This window comes from Mucilaginibacter pallidiroseus, assembly GCF_007846085.1.
GTDB classification, from domain to species: Bacteria; Bacteroidota; Bacteroidia; order Sphingobacteriales; family Sphingobacteriaceae; genus Mucilaginibacter; species Mucilaginibacter pallidiroseus.
Genome location: NZ_VOEJ01000008.1, coordinates 233398 through 251238, shown reverse-complemented (window position 1 = coordinate 251238; position 17841 = coordinate 233398). Strand labels below are relative to the sequence as shown.

The 17841-nt window shown below is 44.3% G+C and carries 13 protein-coding genes; 6 read left to right on the top strand and 7 right to left on the bottom strand.

Features of this window, described 5'->3' with window-relative positions; translation table 11 throughout:
- Positions 1 to 5 precede the first annotated feature (5 nt).
- Genes FPZ43_RS16610 through FPZ43_RS16595 form a run of 4 tightly spaced genes read left to right on the top strand, consistent with a single transcriptional unit; the run spans position 6 to position 3937 of the window.
- Complete coding sequence (locus tag FPZ43_RS16610) at positions 6 to 1028, top strand: glycosyltransferase (RefSeq protein ID WP_146383056.1); 1023 nt, start codon at positions 6 to 8, stop codon at positions 1026 to 1028.
- Entirely contained in the window at positions 1025 to 2089 is a 1065-nt protein-coding gene (locus tag FPZ43_RS16605; RefSeq protein WP_146383055.1) for a glycosyltransferase, read from the top strand. The genes FPZ43_RS16610 and FPZ43_RS16605 overlap by 4 nt, the downstream gene beginning before the upstream one ends.
- Positions 2086 to 3111: a glycosyltransferase gene (locus FPZ43_RS16600; protein WP_146383054.1), complete on the top strand. Its 1026-nt coding sequence runs from the start codon at positions 2086 to 2088 to the stop codon at positions 3109 to 3111. Before FPZ43_RS16605 ends, FPZ43_RS16600 begins: the two co-directional genes overlap by 4 nt.
- Entirely contained in the window at positions 3104 to 3937 is an 834-nt protein-coding gene (locus FPZ43_RS16595; protein ID WP_186461871.1) for a glycosyltransferase family 2 protein, read from the top strand. Before FPZ43_RS16600 ends, FPZ43_RS16595 begins: the two co-directional genes overlap by 8 nt.
- Here the strand turns inward: FPZ43_RS16595 and FPZ43_RS16590 are convergent.
- The 6 genes from FPZ43_RS16590 to FPZ43_RS16565 form a co-directional block, all read right to left on the bottom strand.
- Positions 3934 to 5280 carry an MFS transporter gene (locus FPZ43_RS16590; RefSeq protein ID WP_146383052.1) on the bottom strand — a complete coding sequence of 449 codons (1347 nt, stop codon included), beginning with the start codon at positions 5278 to 5280 and terminating at the stop codon, positions 3934 to 3936. The genes FPZ43_RS16595 and FPZ43_RS16590 overlap by 4 nt on opposite strands.
- A gap of 26 nt (positions 5281 to 5306) precedes the next feature.
- A complete protein-coding gene (locus FPZ43_RS16585) occupies positions 5307 to 6737 on the bottom strand; it encodes a SusD/RagB family nutrient-binding outer membrane lipoprotein (RefSeq protein WP_146383051.1) in 1431 nt (476 codons plus the stop codon).
- A gap of 26 nt (positions 6738 to 6763) precedes the next feature.
- A complete protein-coding gene (locus FPZ43_RS16580; RefSeq protein ID WP_146383050.1) occupies positions 6764 to 10048 on the bottom strand; it encodes a SusC/RagA family TonB-linked outer membrane protein in 3285 nt (1094 codons plus the stop codon).
- 298 nt (positions 10049 to 10346) lie between these two features.
- Positions 10347 to 12056, bottom strand: coding sequence for a glycoside hydrolase family 15 protein (locus tag FPZ43_RS16575; RefSeq protein WP_146383049.1), 1710 nt, complete (start codon positions 12054 to 12056; stop codon positions 10347 to 10349).
- Between the two features lie 67 nt (positions 12057 to 12123).
- A complete protein-coding gene (locus FPZ43_RS16570) occupies positions 12124 to 13023 on the bottom strand; it encodes an SDR family oxidoreductase (protein WP_146383048.1) in 900 nt (299 codons plus the stop codon).
- 300 nt (positions 13024 to 13323) lie between these two features.
- Entirely contained in the window at positions 13324 to 14940 is a 1617-nt protein-coding gene (locus tag FPZ43_RS16565) for a carboxylesterase/lipase family protein (protein WP_146383047.1), read from the bottom strand.
- A gap of 193 nt (positions 14941 to 15133) precedes the next feature.
- On the opposite strand from FPZ43_RS16565, the gene FPZ43_RS16560 reads away from it, so the two are divergent.
- Positions 15134 to 15379: a DUF3253 domain-containing protein gene (locus tag FPZ43_RS16560; RefSeq protein WP_146383046.1), complete on the top strand. Its 246-nt coding sequence runs from the start codon at positions 15134 to 15136 to the stop codon at positions 15377 to 15379.
- A 54-nt stretch (positions 15380 to 15433) separates the two neighbouring features.
- On the opposite strand, the gene FPZ43_RS16555 is transcribed toward FPZ43_RS16560, so the two are convergent.
- Positions 15434 to 16021, bottom strand: coding sequence for a hypothetical protein (locus FPZ43_RS16555; RefSeq protein ID WP_146383045.1), 588 nt, complete (start codon positions 16019 to 16021; stop codon positions 15434 to 15436).
- Between the two features lie 214 nt (positions 16022 to 16235).
- Between FPZ43_RS16555 and FPZ43_RS16550 the strand changes: the two genes are divergently transcribed.
- Positions 16236 to 17702, top strand: a complete 1467-nt coding sequence (locus FPZ43_RS16550) for a gliding motility-associated C-terminal domain-containing protein (protein ID WP_146383044.1) — start codon at positions 16236 to 16238, stop codon at positions 17700 to 17702.
- Positions 17703 to 17841 lie beyond the last annotated feature (139 nt).

Sequence of the window (17841 nt, the reverse complement as noted above, 5' to 3'; positions counted from 1 at the left end):
CCCAGATGAAGATTGCTGTTATAGCCAAAACCAGATTAGCAATAGCCGAGCCATTTAGGGGCGGCCTGGAAGCATTTACACACTCTTTATGCAAGGAATACATAAACCTTGGCCACGACATTACACTTTACGCCCATGCCGAGAGCGACCCGGCATTGAATGTAAAGACATTTTATGGTAACGAGCACCGCGAAGACAGGCAGTATGAGATTTATGAGAACGAAGAATACCTATCGATAATTAGAGATATTGACTTTGGCAATTTCGATGTAGTACATAATAACGCTACTCATGAGTTACCTGTGATATGGGGTGCAAAAGCTTCTATCCCCGTGGTTACTACCATACATACTCCCCCAACAAGCAAATTAAAAGCAGCGGTAAAACTCTGTTCGGGTTCGCCCAATCTTCACTTTGTTGTGCCCTCAAATTCTTTTCAAAAAACATGGCAACCTTATCTTGAAAAAGGCTCGGCTGTTATTTACAATGGTGTTGATATGGATAAATGGCCACTTGTGAGGGCCAGCAAGGACTACCTGTTTTGGTACGGTAGAATAGTACACGCCAAAGGGCTGGACATAGTTTTGGACGCTGCTAATGAAATCAATATGCCCCTGAAATTCGCCGGATCAATTGACGATACAACCTATTTTGAGGAGCAAATAAAACCACGTATGAACGATGGGCATACCTACCTGAGCCATTTAAATCAGGCGGACATCCACATGCAGATGCGTGGTGCAGCAGCTACCGTGAGCGCGGTACGTTGGGAGGAACCTTTTGGCCTAACCAATATTGAAGCCATGTGCGCCGGAGTGCCTGTAGCAGGCTTTAACCGGGGAGCTTTCTCCGAGCTAATAAATGAGGACAGCGGTATTGTTGCAGCACAAAATAACGTGGGGGCTTTGGCAAAGGCTATACAAGCCGCAATGCAGCTCGATAGCGGAAAAGTAAGGCAGTATGCAGAAAAATTTTCGCTACGTACGATGGCCGAGCGCTATGTTAACTATTTTGAAAAGTTATTATGAAAATACTCATAGTTGCCGGTCCGTTCGTTTCACTTCGCGAGCCGTACAATGGCGGCACCGAGGCCTTTATAATTGAGCATGCTAATCAGCTGGTGAAGCTTGGGCATGATGTGGATGTGATAGCGAAAGACGCCGATGAGAAAAACCTTTTTCAAGTAATAGCTTTTCCTGAAAGCCCGCTTAGCATGAAAGATGATTCGTACCGCCCTGTTACGGAAGAAAAAGGGCAACAGAACTTTCAATCTTTACAGTATGGCATCTTTGATGTAAGTGTATACGATGTTATCCACTACAACTCATACATTCCGGAAATATATGCCATTGGGGCACTGTTTAACAAGCCTGCCGTACTTACGTTGCACTTACCACCAACAGAAAGGTTCGTGTTGATGTATAAGTTTTTTATTAAACATGCGCCTGTTACTCCCATCGCTATATCAAACCGAATGAGCCAACAATGGCAAAAAGCGCTTGGCCGGGATTTAGAGGTCGTACTCAACGGCATCCCACTTGAGAGATGGAAAGTGCAACCCAAAAATGCACAGGGCTACTTGTTATGGAGCGGCCGTATTGCAAAAGAAAAGAATATTGAAGCAGCAATAAACCTGGCAAACCATTTAAAGCAACCGCTCAAAATTGTAGGTGCAATTTTTGACAATGCATATTTTAATGACTCCGTGAAACCACACTTAAACGAAAACATTAAATATATCGCGCACGTTACGCAACAAAAATTGGGTGATTTGGTAGCTGGTGCTTCGGCTTTTTTGGCAACAGCCACCTGGGAAGAGCCTTTTGGCCTGAGTACGGCAGAGATGCTTGCAAGCGGCTTGCCTGTTGTGGGGTTTAACACCGCCATACCGCCCGAACTTCGACACGAAAGGGTATCAATAGCCGTCGACTCGAATAATTGGGAAGATCTCGTGGCTCCTTTAGGTGCTGTTAAAAGTGTAAACCCTGAAGAGTGCAGAACCTTCGCAGCATCCTTTGATGTTACAAAAACGGCCGAAGCATACGTAAACGTTTATAAGCGCGCTGTCCAAGAAAGGCGTAACTCATGAAGCCTGCTATATTTTACTTTGTGCACGCACATGGAAACGGACATAGGGCAACTTTTAATATGTTTTATCCGGCGTTATCGGCATACTTCAATGTGATTGCCATAACTACCAATAGCGACATTACAAATTATCTCCGTAGTAAGCATGAGGTTGAGGTAATGCAACTACCTCCGAAGTATCCAGACAGCTACAACATTCCCGAGCACACCTTTTCCAAGCCCTTTGAAGTCACTCCATACGCCATTGAGCCGGCAAACCGGGCAAAAGCACTGGCTGATGCCATTATTCAATATCAACCGAAAACTTTTTACTGTGACGGTTTGCCCGAGCTGGCCATTATAGTGCGCGGAATGGGCGTGCCGGTTGTTTTGATACACCTGCCCGGAAATATTATGAACGACCCTACGCAGGTATTTGCCCATCAATTAGCTGATCATATTATTGCCCACTTCCCGGAAAAATTAGAACAGGACGACTATCAATTTGGCTCTAAAACGTTTTACAGCGGCTACCTATCTCAGTATTCGGGTCGCGATCTTCCCAACGTCGAGTGTAATGAAGTTAATAACGTTACTGTTTTATTGGGTTATGATAATTATGACGAGCAAGTACTCAAAAATATTACAGCCGATTATAGCACCACATTTACCATCATCGGCAATAAACGCACTTATAATTTAGCTGCTAATTGCAAACAGCTTGGGCGCGTTGCCGATATCAGCAAGGCTATTTCTGGCGACATAGTAATATCGGCCGCTGGCCAAAACACTATTGCCGAGCTATTGTCCTTAAACAAGCATTTGATTCTACTACCCGAGCCGAGGCCTTACAATGAGCAGGAGGTGCATGCAAAGGTATTGGCCAAAAATAACATCGCGCTGTTAGCTCATGAGGATTTCAGCGCTACACAGTGGCAGGATGTGCTATCCGAAGCAAAAAATTTTAAGCCATCAAATATTGGTATGGTTCAAAAATCAGCGCCCGAAACAATTGCAAAAAGACTTAAAGATTGGTATGCATAAATTCAGCGTAGTTACAATTGTAAAAGGAAGGCGAAAGCAACTGGCTAATCTGCTTGAATCCATCAAGGCATCTACTCTTTTGCCGGTTGATGTACAGGTAATTTGTATGGATAATACGGATGGTATTATCAAACCTGATAGTTTAGATGTAAATCTTCACCTTTTTAACGATACTCATAATCTACCCTTGGCTGCTGCAAGAAATGCAGGGATAGCTGCAACAAAAACTGATAAGGTTATATTTATAGATGTAGACTGCCTTGTATCGCCAACGTTATTTGAAAATATGCTGGCGCATCTTACGGCAGAAGCAATCATTACAGCCTACCCTTTATACCTGAGTAACGTTCCTGAAAACGGAGATTTTACCGCGTTAAAACAACTGGCTGTTCCCCACCCCTCGCGTCAAACCATACCGGCCGGCCAGCCTGTAAATCATCTGCAATTCTGGTCATTAATCTTTGCCGTTAAAAAGCCGACTTTTCAGAAGATTGGTTGCTTCGATGAAACATTTATTGGCTACGGAGCAGAAGATACAGATTTTGCCATGACGTTTAATAAAGCAAATATTAAACTGATCTTCGTCAATGACTGCGTATTGCATCAGTACCATGACAAGTATGATCCGCCGTTAAATTATTTTGAGTCTATCATCGAAAATGCCACTCGCTATAAGCAAAAATGGGGCGTATTGCCAATGCGCCGCTGGCTATCGGCATTCGAGAAAATGGGGCTTATCATTATCAACGAGAATGACGAGATAACTGTCTATAGCAAACCTACCGATGAGCAGCTAAAAAATAGCATATCTAAAAATCCGTATTAATATACTTCTTGCTTAAGTGGCTCGATATTTTGATCTTGTTTTTCCATATCCTCAATTTGCTGTTCCAATCTTTTGATATTTAAAGCCCTTAGATTTATGGCGCATAGCACCATCATAACAGCAAAAAACATAAAAGAAATTTCCCAGCTAAAATTGTTTTTAACCGGACTAATCAACGCTGCACCCACCATTGACCCTACAGCGCCTATAGTCATATAAAAGGTAAACTGGCTTGCAGAAACCCGCTTCGAGCAGCATTGCATGGCAATAGCGAATACGCCAATTTTTGCAAACGCATTCACCCATCGGTATACAACAATATATCCATACAAATAGTTACTCTCTTTCCAGTATTGTGTTAACGTGCTTAAAAGCAGAGTTTGGGTGCAGATAAAAAAGAAGTATAAATATATCATGCGCTTCATCCCAAAGCGCTCAATAAGCCAGCCGCCAAGCAAAATGCCTGCAACGCCGCCGGTAAGGTCGGCCACGGCAAAGGTGTTTGAGTAATGAACATGGCTCCAACCGGTAACTTTAACCGCAAAAATGGGCAGCAGCTTTTCAAAATAGTTATACGAGCCCTGAGAAAGGAATAACAACAAGGCCAGCAAAAAGGCATTTTTCAAACTAAAGGCGGCATACAACGACCGGTACATTTCTACCCAACTATTGATCTGGATTTCCTGGTTGGTTTTATTTGCCTGCCCGTATGACCATGGAAATAATCGCTCCTCGCGATGCTCTCTTATCAGAACGGGCACCAGCGTAACTAACCCAACCATTACACCTATTGTAGCGGTAGAAGCGAAGAAGTTATAGCGCTCTAACAATAAGGTACTTAGTGCTAATGCGCAGGAGCTGCCTATCATTCGCGCACCGCTCATAAAAGCGTTGGCACGAGCCTGTTCCGCAGGGGGTATGTTATCTACAGCCAGGCCATCAGTGGCTGCGTCCTGTGCGGCACCGAAAATCGACACCAAAAAACCACCGGCCACCAGTAACGACAGGTTGTTTAACGGATCTTTTATGGAAGCCATCATCAGCAAGCTTATAAACAAACCTATTTGGCAAATAATTACCCAGGGCCGCTTACGGCCCATGGGTAAAAATGTGTAACGGTCCATCATAGGTGCTATAAAAAACTTAAACGTCCAGGGCGTGGCGCAGGCCACGTCAAAAGCACCAATTTCCGTTACCGATTTGTTGTTCATGGCCATCCAGGCCGGTATACCAATAAATAAAATGCCCATCGGCAATCCCTCGGCAAAGTATAGTGCAATGAAGGTAAAGTATCTAAGTGACACGCGATCTGCCAGGGCAGGTAACCGGCTATGTAATTTCATAATCAGCAACTAAATGTTCTTCCGGATTACTGGAAAACGGGCAATTTTGTAAATTGATTAGCAAGCGGCTTCGGCACATTTGGATTTGTGTTGATTTCTACCTGCGGATAAATAAAGCGTTGTGGTTTTTGAGTACCCGTGTTTAATGGTATAGGCAATTGAACAACCGGCACAGCATTTGCAAGGCGGCGGTAATCATTAAATGCCTCGTATTGCATCAGGAAACAGATGTAACGCTGTGAAATAATCTCGTACAACAGCGCTACTTGTAAACTTCCGGAACCTGTACTGTTCGCCTGGCCCGATGGGCTAAAGTCAGCAAGCGTATAGGCCTCGTACTTGCGGCCGGTGGTACCAAATGTGCGCCCGTTGATTATGCCATTATTCAAATTTGTCCGCACGCTATTTAGGGCATTCAGTGCCTCGTTGTATTGTCCAAGCCTTGCTTGTGCTTCCGCCAGGATCAGTTGATTCTCATAATATGTGATGAGCGGCTGTGAGGCATTGTTTACAAAGGCACCGTCAACAGTGTTACCATCAAGGCTGTTGGTCGCGGTAAGGCCCTTTTTAAAGTAATAGTTATACAAAGCAGTTTCATCTGTTTTGGTGTTGGCAGACCCAATGCGCGATTGCATCAGCTTGGGCAGGTAAGCGCCATCAAAACCGGCATCTCCAATACGCGACACTGCAAAAAAATCATAGTTTTGGTTTATGTCAACCCCTATAGCTGTACCGTGAGGCATCAGCGCATCGGCTGCAGGTGATGCTATACCCCGCTGGGCAAATTGTACCGCCTGGGCATAGTTGCCTGTATGCAGGAACAAGCGTGCTTTAAGCGTATTAGCGGCAGCCAACCACTTTTTAACATCGCCTTTGTAAATAAAATCTTTTGCCGGATAGGCCGAACCAGTTGAAGCAGATAGATTGGTAATTGTATTATCGAGCGTAGTTTGCAGCGCGGTATAAACATCTTGCTGCTTATCAAACACTGGTGTAGGGTAGCGTGCTGCATCAAAGGCCTGGCTGTAAGGCACGTCGCCATAAAGCGCGGTGGCTTTGGCTATAACCATTGCCTCAAGCACCTGGCCAATCCCTTTTCCCCAGGCGTTGCCTATCGAGTCGGCCTTCAACTGCATCAATCTTGCCTGGCCGGCCACCGGGTATAAAGGGCTCCACGTAAAGTTTTGTGCTGATACAATGTATTGTGCGTACCCCAAATGTGCACGTGCCAATCCATTAAGTTCGCCGGCCCACATAGACGCTATGCGTACATCCGTATCCTCGTGCAGAAGGCCTACGCCCAACATGGTGCCGCCCATTAACGTCGGCAGGTCTACATTGGTAACCGCGTTTGGGTTGGTATTGATATCGGGGTTTTCAAATATTTTTTTGCAGCTGCTTAGCAGGCCAACCGAGAAAGCAGCAGATATAAGTATAACTGTAGTAAATTTCTTCATATGTATTTTAGTGCAGATCAAATGTATTAATACCTGATTTGTAACGAGAACAGGAATGAACGGGTGTTAGGGTTATTAAACCAATCCTGCCCGCGCGACAAACCTGCCCCGGTCACGTTAGTCTCCGGATCAACGCCGCTATATTTCGTCCATAGTACAAGGTTTCTTCCGGTAATGCTAAAATCTACGGCTTCAAGGTGTGTAAAGCGCTGAAATGCCGGCGAGTTAAGCGTGTAGGTTAAGGTAACTTCACGCAAACGTGTAGCGCTGCCGTCTTCAACAAACTGTTTGTATGAGGCAGTATTACTTGCCGAGCCACGCCCTTGCCACCACGCCTGATTGATAGCCACAGGACCGCCGCCAAAATCAGTCACATAACCCTGGAACGACGTACCGGCCGGGATTAAAGCACCGGTTACGTCGCGCACGCCACCCGCAGGTGCAACAGCGGTATTGCCTTGGTCGCCATGCGTACCTATACTGTATAATGAGCCACGGGTTCCGTTAAATATGGAATTTCCTGCAACACGGCTGAATAGCACATATAGCGATACTTTCTTATAAGACAAAGTTGTGCCTAATCCGCCCTGCCATTTTGGATTTGGGTTACCAACAATTTCATTGCTGATACCGGGCTGAGGGAAGCCGTTGCTATCTAATACGTATTTGCCTGCCGCATCTTTAAGAAAGTCAGTAGAATAGAACACGCCAAACGGCTGACCAGGAATAAGCGAAGCCAAACCTAAAAATGCATCGGGCAAGGTGTATACTGTAGCACCAGCAAGGGTGTTTACTTTGCTGCGGTTGGCAGAAAAATTGGCAGATACATTCCAGCGGAAAGCGTTTTGACTGATTACATCTGCCCCGGCATCAAGCTCAATACCTTTGTTTGATAATACGGCTGCATTGGTATTCCTTACGGTAAAACCTGTTTCATTAGGTACGTTAAGCGAGAGGATAACATCTTTAGTTTTGTTTGTATAAACCGTTGCAGAAAAATTTACCCTGCTCTTAAACATACGCAAATCAAGGCCCAACTCGGTTTCTGTTTTACGTTCAGGTTTTAAATAGTCGTTGCCTTGTACAAAGCTGCGGCTGTAGCCGCCTCCGTATAGCGCGCTGGCAGCTGAAAGGCCGCGGGTAAATGTATCACCATAAACAGCAGGGCTAAACACCGTGAAGTTTTGATAAGGCTGCGGTTGTATACCCACCTGCCCCCAGGTAGCGCGCAACTTAGCAAATTCAAGAAAAGATATCTGGTTAAAAGCTTTAAGCTTTGTTAACTGCCAGGCCAGTGCTGCTGATGGGAAGAAGAAGCTGCTACTTGTTTTATTTCCAAACGTAGAGGCACTTTCGTTACGGCCGGTTAGGGTTAGGTAAAACATATCAAGCGCTTCCACATCTGTTTGCAAATAGTATGCATAAGTGCGGATCAATGATGTAGTGTTACCGGCAACCAGGTTTGAGTTAAGCGCGTTGGTCAATATATCCGGTGCTGTAGGAACTATTAAGTTTGATATAGCATCAGATCGTGTGCTGCGTCGCCTGTTGTTGTAATTAAAGCCGGCAAGCAAGGTACCCTTAAAATTATCGCTCCAGGTTTTGTTGGCGCTTGCGAAAATATCGCTGTTAAATTGCTTTTCCATCAACAGGTTTTTAGATAGATAGCCATTTAAAAAGGTAGCCGAGTTGCGTGCAAAACGCTCGGTACGGTCATCTGTAAAGTTATCAATACCCGTGCGGCCGGTTATATTAAGCCAATTGGTAGGTGTAACACTTAGCTCAAGCGTTCCGGTAATCCTGTCTACATCACTGCTATTGCGGTTATTATATAAGTTCCAAACAGGGTTTGCGTAAATAGTTCCCAAATCTTTACCTAAAGGGTTACGGTACGATACATGCGCATTTTGGAACATCTCGCCGGTAACGCTTGTGTACGTGCCCGTGTAGTATCGGTTGTCGAAATCTGCCGGGGTACGTGTTGCACCAAGCATAAGACCGTCAACATTATCCCCTTCCTGGTTGCGTTGCGAGTTGATTTTAGAATAGCCGATATTGGCCGATCCACGCAACCAGCTGTTAAATTGTGTAGCTGCGTTAACCCGGGCGGTATTACGCCCGTACTTGCTGAATGCCTTTGCTATGCCATCCTGATTGAGGTTACCATAGCTCATTAAGAAAGTGGATTTGCTATCGCCGCCACTTAATGTGAGGTTATTTTCCCAAAAGTGCCCGGTCTGAAAAATATCGTTGTAACGATTGTAAGTTTCGGTGGAGTTTTTGCCACCGTGGGGGTTAGCTGCATTGCCGGATTGGATGGCGTAGCGTTGTGATCCGTCGGGAAAAGTAACATAGCCCTGGTAGCCAGCGGCGCCTGGCGAGGTAATGTAAGTATCTGCCCCGCCGCTGCGTGAAGGTATGTAGTCGCCAAAACTTACCTTATTACCCTGGTTATAAAAGCCGCCCGAACCTTGGCCATATGTAGATTGTAATGGTGGTAACTTGTTTACCCGATCAAATGATATGGTTGACTTATAGGTGATGTTCAATTTACCATTGGTGTTTTTACCACGCTTAGTTTTAATGATGATAACGCCATTTGCAGCACGGGTTCCCCATAAAGCTGCAGCCGAAGCACCCTTTAGCACTTCCATACTTTCAATGTCTTCCGGGTTAATGTCATTGATGCGTGACTGTTGCACAATGCCGTTTGCCGCTGCGGCACCAAGATTATCATTTGAGTTGCTTACCGGCATGCCGTCTATAATAAACAGGGGCTGCGCATTACCATTAATGGTGTTTTGCCCGCGCACCTGGATATAGCCGCCTGAGCCGGGATCGCCCCCATTACGTGTTATCAAAACGCCGGAAAGTTTGCTGCTCATGCCTGTAAGCAGATTGGTTTCGCCGCTCTGGGCAATATTTTTACCCTTTACGGTTGATACAGAAGACGCAAATTTATCGCGCTGCGTTTCCACACCAATAGCGTTAACAATTACCTCTTTTAGTTGCCTGGTATTCGGCTTAAGTTGAATGTTAATTGTTTGTTGATTGCCAACGCTTACTTCGGCTGGTTGCATTCCAATTTGCGAAAACACCAGCACACTTGTGCCCGATGGGACGTTTATTGAATATCGGCCCGCGAAATCGGTAACAACACCAATAGTGGTGCCTTTTACATTAACGGTAACGCCAGGTAGTACCGCACTGGTTTCATTTTCCGTAACCTTGCCGGTTATATTTTTGCTTTGCGCAAAAATATTTGAGAATGAAAAAAGCACAACAATACCAATTAGTAAAGTTTTGATCATAAATAGAATTTAGATGATTAGAAAAGATAAAGTATAACAGAATAATTTGGTGAAGCTGACCATCGTATACGGCCTTCCCTACACACAAAAATCAGTAAACATAAATATTTTAATTTGTAATTTATCGTTTAACCCAGATATGAAGATTGGTAAACCAAAACTCTAATTGATTTAATTACTAAATCAAAAACGATAATTTGAGTTTAAGCACTGTATCACAGTCACTTCTTTAAAAAGAGCTGTATAATAGCCTCAACTTGTCGCTGTTACAGTACTACTAAAAGGAGTAGTTTTTAAACTATGAATTAAAGTTCTTTAATTCGTTTACTGCACAAATGAACGATGAATGCACAAATGTTTGCGGAAAATTACCCAGCATGACTCCTGCCTTGGCATCATATTCCTCGCTTAAATAACCAAGGTCGTTAGCGCAATCTTGAACTGCGCTTAATATTAACCTGGCCTTAGCCGGGTTTTTAGCAAGTACATAATAGTGGGCCATCCAACAACTTGCTGCTAAAAAAACACCCTCGTTTGCAGAATCAAACTCCATCAAATGGCGGCGATAAAGGTTTCCGTCGCTATATCGTTCCTCTATTGCATTTATTGTAGCTTTCAAATGTTTATCATTTGCATCAACAAAGCCGAAAGATGCAAGCAAGGCGCATGATATATCAACGTCTTCAGACCCGGCATGTACTGCAAACGCTCCGTATATTGTAATGCAGTTTGCCGCTATAAAGTCCCGGATTAAGCCAGCATTATAAAGCCACCGTTCAGCAATTTCTTTATCATCCTGGTATTGAGCCATTACTTCCAGTGCCCGGGCCGCCAAGCCTTTGCTCGACGTATAGTGCTGTATCTGCTCTTCTTCCCATATCCCATTGTCTTTTCGCTCCCAGTTTTTGCAAATGTAGTCGGCAATCAACTCTACGGTGTCCCATGCGGGGCGCTCGTCTGTTTTGGCATATATAGCGCCACAGGCCAACAAGATGCTTGCCTCAGCATCCAATTGAAACTGATCTGCTGCTGTGTTGCCGGCCATTAGCGGGCGGCTGCCTTCATATCCGCTCAACGGCAAATACCTCACATCCTTCCGAATAGTTTGATCAATCCCATAAAAGCACGATACATGCGATTGGTTATTTTTAATCATCGCGCCGGAAACGAATGACATGAAAGCTTTTTCAACCTTGCCATCTGTATCCAAGCCTACCAACGATGATGTTATCAGTGCGGCATCACGCATCCAAACGTAACGGTAATCGTAATTTCTTTTACCGCCAATCACTTCGGGCAAGCCTGTAGTCGGTGCCGCAATAATGCCACCCGTAGGCTCGTAAACCATTTGCTGCAATGCCCGTAACGAATTGCGAACTCCCGCCTCATAAGGGCCGCTATAGTCTACGTGTCCTTTAATTTCTTTCCATGATTTAAGCGTAGATGACAATGCCTCGTTAAACTCCCCTTCATCCATTTTATCTGTATTAATCAGAGCGGCCCATGAACTTTCACCGGCAGGAATAAAGCACTTTACAACGTCACCTTCAATAGTCAACTCATGTGCACTATGCAACCATATGCCTTCATCTGATAAATGAATGGTATTGTGATTTTTTTGCGTGAATTTAGCAGTCTGCAAGCCATAATCTGCTCTCAGGCGAATTTTCCAGCTAAAGTCCGGGGGCACGTCATTAAACTGGCGGCATACGCCCTTGTAGGGTTTATCAAGAGGCATAAAATCTGTCAAGGTAAATTGCTTGTCAGCCGCCTCAAAGCTTGTAATCAGTACGCTACTCCTATCAGCAAACTTGCGTTTTAAAAAAGATAAGTTTTGGTTACTGACCTCCCAAAAGCCTGCTTTGGCCTCGTCAATCAGTGAAGAAAAAAGAGCGGCACTATCAAATGCACCGGGGCAGTACCAACTTATGGTACCTTCTTTATCAAGAATAGCACAGGTGTGCCTGTCACTTATAACGGCAAGCGAGGATATGGATGGTTGTTTCATGTAATGTTATCGGCTAATAAAAAGCCGGGCTGATACACAGCCCGGCACGGATAGTTAAATTGTTGGCTTACGGATGGCCGTTACCACCTGCTGCACCATAAACCTGGCCGGTTGCGTAACTTGCGTCAGCATCGGCTAATTGTACAAATATTGAGGCCAGCTCGGCAGGTTGACCAGGGCGACCCAAAGGCGTTACCGAGCCAAATTTTTCTATTGCATCCTGAGGCTGCCCGCCACTTACCTGTAATGGTGTCCATACTGGGCCGGGCGCAACTCCGTTAACCCTTATTCCTTTTGGCCCAAGTTGTTTTGCTAACGACTTTACATAAGCTACGTTTGCGGCTTTAGTTTGTGCATAGTCAAAAAGATTCTCAGACGGATCATACGCCTGCACCGATGTTGTTGCAATGATAGCCGAGCCTTCCGGCAAGTGAGGCAAAGCGGCTTTAGTTATCCAAAATGGCGCGTAAATGTTTGTTTTGATGGTAGCATCAAAGCCCTCTTCCGTAATGTCCAATATAGAGTCAATAGCTTGCTGTCTGCCGGCATTATTCACCAGAATATCCAGCCCGCCAAGTTCAGACACAGCAGTTGAAACCAATTCTTTGCAAAATTCCGGATCAGTAATATCTCCTGGAATAGCCACACCTTTCTGTCCGGCTGCCTGTATCAAAGCAATTACTTCGTCGGCATCACTTTGTTCTTCCGGAAGATAGTTAATTACTACGTCAGCACCCTCACGTGCGTAAGCAATTGCAGCGGCACGGCCTATCCCGGAGTCGCCGCCTGTTATTAAAGCTTTACGACCTTCAAGCCTGCCCGAACCTTTATAGCTCTCTTCACCATGATCTGGCAGCGGTTTCATTTTTGATGCAAGGCCGGGCACTTCTTGCGGCTGCCTGTCAAACGGTGGTGCAGGATATTTGCCTGCAGGGTTTTCTAGTTTTTTCTTTGTTGTTTCTGACATGTTTTCCTATTAGATAATTTTTGATGTTATAAGGCAACAGGCTTTAGCAGCAATTGTTGGACACAACAGAATAGAAATTTCTCGCGTAATTCTATTTTAAAGCTTTATAAAAAGATATTTATTATCAACAATGCCTTGGTTATCAGACAATTATTAATCAAGTTTTAGCAAGCTATTATTAAGCACTAATGGACTACTTATCAAAATAGCTGTAAAACAAATAAAGCCTCTGACAAATACGTCAGAGGCTCTTTTTTGAGTCGTTTATATACAAAGCACATTAAGGCCTGTTATAATATTTTAGCGCGCAGTTGCCAAAGCAATTTTTAGTAACGCCGCATCGGGATGATTACGTAGTTCCGGCTTTATATCTAAAATCATTGTAGCGCCGTTAGCCGTTGTATAAGCAGGCCACTTAGGCAAACTAGGCGTATTAGGGTTACCCGTTTTTGCAAAATTGATCCAGGCACTGCTAATTTTTGAGGCAAGTGCATAAGCATCTTTACCGCCGCCGGTCATCTCTTCACAACGCTTAATGTTATCAAATTGAAAGGCAATGTCCATACAGTGCATCGCTTTATACATGCCATCGTTTACGGGCGATTGCCAGGTAAAGAGGTACATATATACAGGTGCTGCACCCGCCAAGCCGGATTTTTGATCAGCCTGTTTTATAGCCAAAGAGCGGAAGCCGAACTCGATATCAAGATACTCAGACGGCTTGTTAGTGTTTGGATAAGCCTCTTTTACTGCTGTGATATAAGCATCGGTATTGGCGCCGTAGCGTTTTGATAGTGTAGCCTTTGCTTTATCCATAGTAAGATCTTTAGGTGTAGGTGCAAAAGCGGCAAATTCATTTTTGGTTGTTCCTACCAATAACGGGATGTTTTTACCCAGTTCCATAGCCTTAGCATCAGATGGCTGATAAGGGAACATTTCACCGTCCAGTACTGCATTCCAGCCCACGTTAACCGGCTGTCCATCCTTTTTTAGATCAGCGCTTACTTTGGCAATAGCTTTTTTGCTTGCCGTGTTCAATGTCTCGTAAGGTATTTTCTGTAGCGAATCTACTTGTGCAGGCTGAAGGTGCAGTTCTGCAAGTAGTGCTGCCGCTACCTTTTGTGAAACAGCCTTATCTGTAAATGACGTAATATAGCTGCCACTTTCGACTATGGCTTTGTTAAATAAACCCTTGGCGGCAGGCGTATTCATCATACAGGTAACTTTACCGCCACCGCCAGACTGTCCAAAAATGGTCACGTTGTTTGGGTCGCCTCCAAACTGTGCAATGTTATCTTTAACCCATTGCAGGGCAGCAACTAAATCGGCAAGGCCTGCATTGCCCGAGTTTTTATACTTTTCACCATAAGCCGATAGATCGAGGAATCCCAAAACGTTAAGACGATGATTTACCGAAACCAAAACGACATCGCCTTTTTTAGCCAGGTTTTCGCCATCGTACGATGGTAATTCGATAGACGAGCCTGCTGTAAAACCGCCGCCGTGCAACCATACCATTACTGGGCGTTTTTTCCCATCGTTTAACTTCTGCGTCCAAACATTGAGCGTTTGGCAGTGCTCGTTTGAGTAGCCAAGGTTATGGTTAAATGCAAACTCGAACGGATCGTTAACAGTTGTGGTTGGATCAGTTGGGCATACCGGGCCATAGGTCATCGAACTCCTTACATCAGTCCATGGCTTTGGCTTTTGCGGAGCCGTGAATCGTTCGGACTGCGCGTAAGGAATCCCCTTAAAAGTGAAGATATTGTTATGCAGGTAGCCCTTCACTTTACCATTGGTAGTAGCAGTAACTGCAATACCCTCGCCAGCTTTAATGGCGTCATCGCTTTGGCAAAACGCCGAAGCTTTTAGCAGGCAAACAGCCGCTAATGTTAGCACGGTAATTTTTCTAATCATATTGTTGGTTTATAGGTTACAATTGGCAATGTGTAAATATAACGCAATGATAGTTAAAACCACAATATATGTCTTCAGGCTGTACGCTTGTAATGCTTATCACTTGTAATTCATCGTCAATCCGGCAATCACTATTTTAGCGGCACTTATATTGCTAAAATGAAAATTGTACTGTCATTACATATTTCCAAGTATGAAGAGAGCAATTATCGAAAAAAAGACACTTTCAATGGCGAAAGAGCGTGGCGCAGAAAAAAGCACATGCCCGTCTGAAATTGCCCGTGCACTTTTCCCCGATGATTGGCGTAAGCACATGGACGATGTGCGAAAAGTTGCTGTTGAGATGCACAAAAGCGGGCAGGTAGTTATAACCCAAAAAGGCGAACCAATAGATGTGGATAACATTAAAGGGCCGATAAGGATAAAAATTAAAGACTGATGAAGTTTGTCTATCCTTTATTAGAAAGCTCAACTTCTCAGTAAAACGGCAGCCCTAACTTTTCTTATTTGATATCTCGTTAATTATGGCGTCAAATTCATTGGCGCTCTCAGTAAGCATTTGGGTCAGTTGCTTTATCTCATCTACATCTTCGGTCAGCTCCAATAACTTGGCTATACCCATAATGTTTGCCAGTGGCCGGCGTACCCCGTGCGACTGTATAAAGCTAATCTCATCCAGTTGCAAAGCAGCCTGATCAAGTTTTGCCTGGGTATCCAAAAACTCGGTAATGTTATAGCCAATGCAAAAAATGCTCTTCGGCAAGCCGTTCTCGTCAAGCATGCCCCTCATTTCCCATTGCGTTGTAATAAAGCCACCGTTACCGTCGTGCTTTCGCAGCGTGGCCGGGAAAAGGCGCTCAGGGTCTGCAAAACATTTCGGACCAACCTCTTCACAAATGCGTATATCCTCTGGATGCAGGGTTACCGAAAAATGCTGCCCTTTAAGCGTGCCTTTGCCTAAGCTAAAATTACGGTCGTAGTTAGGGCTCACGTACGAGTAAGTACTGTCTATTCCTATGGCAATAGCATAAAAATGCGACGACGTGTGCAGGAATTGGGTAATCTGGGCGTATCTATTCATTCTTATGCTAATGTGCTGTAAAGATGAAATAAATTCTAATTTATTAATTTCACTTTAGGGCAAAATCGTGTTTATAACGTCATATACTCATTTCCCGGCCATATGGTTGCTATTTTTCTTAAGGGCTTATCATTTTAAGTAACCGTTAAACATTAAAGTTTTGCCATTTAGCCAACATTCGTATCTTTAAGCGTTACCTTAATTTAATGTTTGCATGTATCGCTTGCTGTGGCTATCACTTTGCCTATGTACCCTGGTGTTTACCTTGGTTTGCAAAGCTACCCCTAAGCATGATAATGCTGGTTCGGTTAACATATCTGCCGAAAACAATCCGCCCTGTCCGGGTACCTTTGCAAGGTTCTACGCAGTTGTCACCCGCCTTGGGCCAAATATCAGGTATCAATGGCGGGTGAACAACAGCCCTATTAACGCGACAACCGCTTCATTTAACGCCGATAACTCCTTAGCTATAGCACCTGGCAGCATTGTTGATTGTGTGGTAACTGATCTTAACACCGGCGAGCAGGTAGCATCAAATAAAATAGACGTACGCGCACCTTTTGTACAATTCGATGGTAATGTGAGCATTTACTCCTTTTCTAACGGCATCAATCAAAACCGTATAACAGCATGCAAAAATGCATTTATCGAGCTTGGCACAGCTGTGGAATATAATACCAACGACCCTGATATACAGCTAAAATACGTTTGGCGCATAAACGGTAATTCTGCAAGTAACAATAACAATACCCCGGGGCAATTTTCGTCATCTTTATTACAAAACGGCGACGTGATTACCTGCGCAGTCACCATGACCAGCCGCTGCAGAACAACGCAAACCATTATTTCCAATGCAATTGCTATGTCGATAATTGAGCCGGGCTCGTTAACCATCGCTATAACTTCTGATGACGACCTGGAATGCCTGGGTGCAAAAACGAGCTTTAAGGCCGCCGTTACCGGCTTAGGTACCTTTCCCGAATACAAATGGACTGTAAACGGCGGCAAAGTGGGCGATAACCTGCCTACGTTTAGCAGTTCAACCCTACAAACCAATGACGTAGTAAGGTGCGAGGTAGTAAGTTACTCGTCATGCGGTACGTTAGATGCAACATCAAATGAAATAGTTATTACCGGCACGCCAATCATAAATAGTTCGGTATCTATTACGTCCTCCGCGGCTAACAATGTGATCAACGATGGGCAAGCGGTAACGTTTACCGCTAATGCATCATACAAAACTGGTGTCAGCTACCAATGGTATGTAAATAGCCTGCCCGACGGCACAAACAGTCCCACCTTTACTTCTTCGCGATTAACCCTTGGCGACAAGGTACGATGCGAGGTTAAAGCCCCCGGCAACTGCATACTGCCGCAAACAGCCGTATCTAATGAGATACTGATCATTACCTTAAAGCCTCTTGTCATCCCCAACACCTTTACCCCGAACGCAGATGGCATTAACGACAGGTGGAATATAATTGCCCTGCTTGCCTACCCGCAATGTACTATAGATATTTTTAACCGCAACGGCGCACTTGTGTACCACTCATTAGGTTATATAAACGGCTGGGACGGCAATTTACAAGGCAAACCGCTTCCGCCTGCAACATATTACTACGTAATAAAAACCACCTATAACGCTGTTCCATTATCAGGTTATATTAGTTTGGTAAGATAATAAGATGTGAAACTAAGTTCGCCATTTAGCGTAAACACCCACAAAAAGTAATTTACTAATTAAAAGGTAAACACAAAAGTTGTCGGGCAGCTTATAAGATGAAATTTTCATGAATTTTAGGGTGATTGTCGATGTTTCT

Bases quoted from the DNA above. Each gene is read 5' to 3' on its own strand.
- FPZ43_RS16610 (WP_146383056.1), top strand. From the start codon at position 6: ATGAAGATTGCTGTTATAGCCAAAACCAGATTAGCAATAGCCGAGCCA.
- FPZ43_RS16605 (WP_146383055.1), top strand. From the start codon at position 1,025: ATGAAAATACTCATAGTTGCCGGTCCGTTCGTTTCACTTCGCGAGCCG.
- FPZ43_RS16600 (WP_146383054.1), top strand. From the start codon at position 2,086: ATGAAGCCTGCTATATTTTACTTTGTGCACGCACATGGAAACGGACAT.
- FPZ43_RS16595 (WP_186461871.1), top strand. From the start codon at position 3,104: ATGCATAAATTCAGCGTAGTTACAATTGTAAAAGGAAGGCGAAAGCAA.
- FPZ43_RS16590 (WP_146383052.1), bottom strand. From the start codon at position 5,280: ATGAAATTACATAGCCGGTTACCTGCCCTGGCAGATCGCGTGTCACTT.
- FPZ43_RS16585 (WP_146383051.1), bottom strand. From the start codon at position 6,737: ATGAAGAAATTTACTACAGTTATACTTATATCTGCTGCTTTCTCGGTT.
- FPZ43_RS16580 (WP_146383050.1), bottom strand. From the start codon at position 10,048: ATGATCAAAACTTTACTAATTGGTATTGTTGTGCTTTTTTCATTCTCA.
- FPZ43_RS16575 (WP_146383049.1), bottom strand. From the start codon at position 12,056: ATGAAACAACCATCCATATCCTCGCTTGCCGTTATAAGTGACAGGCAC.
- FPZ43_RS16570 (WP_146383048.1), bottom strand. From the start codon at position 13,023: ATGTCAGAAACAACAAAGAAAAAACTAGAAAACCCTGCAGGCAAATAT.
- FPZ43_RS16565 (WP_146383047.1), bottom strand. From the start codon at position 14,940: ATGATTAGAAAAATTACCGTGCTAACATTAGCGGCTGTTTGCCTGCTA.
- FPZ43_RS16560 (WP_146383046.1), top strand. From the start codon at position 15,134: ATGAAGAGAGCAATTATCGAAAAAAAGACACTTTCAATGGCGAAAGAG.
- FPZ43_RS16555 (WP_146383045.1), bottom strand. From the start codon at position 16,021: ATGAATAGATACGCCCAGATTACCCAATTCCTGCACACGTCGTCGCAT.
- FPZ43_RS16550 (WP_146383044.1), top strand. From the start codon at position 16,236: ATGTATCGCTTGCTGTGGCTATCACTTTGCCTATGTACCCTGGTGTTT.